1 rRNA gene is annotated in these 3194 nt (G+C 50.6%); it reads right to left on the reverse strand.

The annotated features are described in order from the left end of the window. Positions 1 to 98: 98 nt before the first annotated feature. A 23S ribosomal RNA gene (locus SB725_RS30010) occupies positions 99 to 2990 on the reverse strand. Between the last annotated feature and the right edge of the window lie 204 nt (positions 2991 to 3194).

The raw sequence follows: 3194 nt of genomic DNA on the forward strand, positions 1-3194 counted from the left end.
AATAGATTTGTGTGTTTCGTTTCGAATTTTCGACTTTGTATCGTCTTCACACACCGCAATCTGGCCTCTTTCGAGCTCGCAAATTGCTTGGGTGTTATATGGTCAAGCCTCACGGGCAATTAGTATTGGTTAGCTCAACGCCTCACAGCGCTTACACACCCAACCTATCAACGTCGTAGTCTTCGACGGCCCTTCAGGGGACTCAAGGTCCCAGTGAGATCTCATCTTGAGGCTAGTTTCCCGCTTAGATGCTTTCAGCGGTTATCTATTCCGAACATAGCTACCCGGCAATGCCACTGGCGTGACAACCGGAACACCAGAGGTTCGTCCACTCCGGTCCTCTCGTACTAGGAGCAGCCCCTCTCAAATCTCAAACGTCCACGGCAGATAGGGACCGAACTGTCTCACGACGTTCTAAACCCAGCTCGCGTACCACTTTAAATGGCGAACAGCCATACCCTTGGGACCGGCTTCAGCCCCAGGATGTGATGAGCCGACATCGAGGTGCCAAACACCGCCGTCGATATGAACTCTTGGGCGGTATCAGCCTGTTATCCCCGGAGTACCTTTTATCCGTTGAGCGATGGCCCTTCCATACAGAACCACCGGATCACTAAGACCTACTTTCGTACCTGCTCGACGTGTCTGTCTCGCAGTCAAGCGCGCTTTTGCCTTTATACTCTACGACCGATTTCCGACCGGTCTGAGCGCACCTTCGTACTCCTCCGTTACTCTTTAGGAGGAGACCGCCCCAGTCAAACTACCCACCATACACTGTCCTCGATCCGGATAACGGACCTGAGTTAGAACCTCAAAGTTGCCAGGGTGGTATTTCAAGGTTGGCTCCACGCGAACTGGCGTCCACGCTTCAAAGCCTCCCACCTATCCTACACAAGCAAATTCAAAGTCCAGTGCAAAGCTATAGTAAAGGTTCACGGGGTCTTTCCGTCTAGCCGCGGATACACTGCATCTTCACAGCGATTTCAATTTCACTGAGTCTCGGGTGGAGACAGCGCCGCCATCGTTACGCCATTCGTGCAGGTCGGAACTTACCCGACAAGGAATTTCGCTACCTTAGGACCGTTATAGTTACGGCCGCCGTTTACCGGGGCTTCGATCAAGAGCTTCGCGTTAGCTAACCCCATCAATTAACCTTCCGGCACCGGGCAGGCGTCACACCCTATACGTCCACTTTCGTGTTTGCAGAGTGCTGTGTTTTTAATAAACAGTCGCAGCGGCCTGGTATCTTCGACCGGCATGGGCTTACGCAGTAAATGCTTCACCCTCACCGGCGCACCTTCTCCCGAAGTTACGGTGCCATTTTGCCTAGTTCCTTCACCCGAGTTCTCTCAAGCGCCTTGGTATTCTCTACCCAACCACCTGTGTCGGTTTGGGGTACGGTTCCTGGTTACCTGAAGCTTAGAAGCTTTTCTTGGAAGCATGGCATCAACCACTTCGTGTTCTAAAAGAACACTCGTCATCAGCTCTCGGCCTTAGAATCCCGGATTTACCTAAGATTCCAGCCTACCACCTTAAACTTGGACAACCAACGCCAAGCTGGCCTAGCCTTCTCCGTCCCTCCATCGCAATAACCAGAAGTACAGGAATATTAACCTGTTTTCCATCGACTACGCTTTTCAGCCTCGCCTTAGGGACCGACTAACCCTGCGTCGATTAACGTTGCGCAGGAAACCTTGGTCTTTCGGCGTGGGTGTTTTTCACACCCATTGTCGTTACTCATGTCAGCATTCGCACTTCTGATACCTCCAGCAAGCTTCTCAACTCACCTTCACAGGCTTACAGAACGCTCCTCTACCGCATCACCTAAGTGATACCCGTAGCTTCGGTGTATGGTTTGAGCCCCGTTACATCTTCCGCGCAGGCCGACTCGACTAGTGAGCTATTACGCTTTCTTTAAAGGGTGGCTGCTTCTAAGCCAACCTCCTAGCTGTCTAAGCCTTCCCACATCGTTTCCCACTTAACCATAACTTTGGGACCTTAGCTGACGGTCTGGGTTGTTTCCCTTTTCACGACGGACGTTAGCACCCGCCGTGTGTCTCCCATGCTCGGCACTTGTAGGTATTCGGAGTTTGCATCGGTTTGGTAAGTCGGGATGACCCCCTAGCCGAAACAGTGCTCTACCCCCTACAGTGATACATGAGGCGCTACCTAAATAGCTTTCGAGGAGAACCAGCTATCTCCGAGCTTGATTAGCCTTTCACTCCGATCCACAGGTCATCCGCTAACTTTTCAACGGTAGTCGGTTCGGTCCTCCAGTTAGTGTTACCCAACCTTCAACCTGCCCATGGATAGATCGCCCGGTTTCGGGTCTATTCCCAGCGACTAGACGCCCTATTAAGACTCGCTTTCGCTACGCCTCCCCTATTCGGTTAAGCTCGCCACTGAAAATAAGTCGCTGACCCATTATACAAAAGGTACGCAGTCACCCAACAAAGTGGGCTCCCACTGCTTGTACGCATACGGTTTCAGGATCTATTTCACTCCCCTCTCCGGGGTTCTTTTCGCCTTTCCCTCACGGTACTAGTTCACTATCGGTCAGTCAGTAGTATTTAGCCTTGGAGGATGGTCCCCCCATATTCAGACAAAGTTTCTCGTGCTCCGTCCTACTCGATTTCATGACTAAGAGATTTTCGCGTACAGGGCTATCACCCACTATGGCCGCACTTTCCAGAGCGTTCCGCTAATCTCAAAGCCACTTAAGGGCTAGTCCCCGTTCGCTCGCCACTACTAAGGGAATCTCGGTTGATTTCTTTTCCTCAGGGTACTTAGATGTTTCAGTTCCCCTGGTTCGCCTCTTAAGCCTATGTATTCAGCTTAAGATAACCATCTTATGATGGCTGGGTTCCCCCATTCAGACATCTCCGGATCAAAGTCTGTTTGCCGACTCCCCGAAGCTTTTCGCAGGCTACCACGTCTTTCATCGCCTCTGACTGCCAAGGCATCCACCGTATGCGCTTCTTCACTTGACCATATAACCCCAAGCAATCTGGTTATACTGTGAAGACGACATTCGCCGAAAATTCGATAATACTCAATTAAGAGCAACTCACAAATTTTACCTTAGCCTGATCCGTTACCAGTGAAAGTAACGTTCAGTCTATCTTTCTATCACATACCCAAATTTTTAAAGAACGAACTAGTCAAAGACTAGAAATCAACATTCACCATCTCAA

Origin of the sequence: Pseudomonas sp. SIMBA_041, from assembly GCF_046535095.1 — a bacterium.
GTDB lineage: Bacteria > Pseudomonadota > Gammaproteobacteria > Pseudomonadales > Pseudomonadaceae > Aquipseudomonas > Aquipseudomonas mucoides.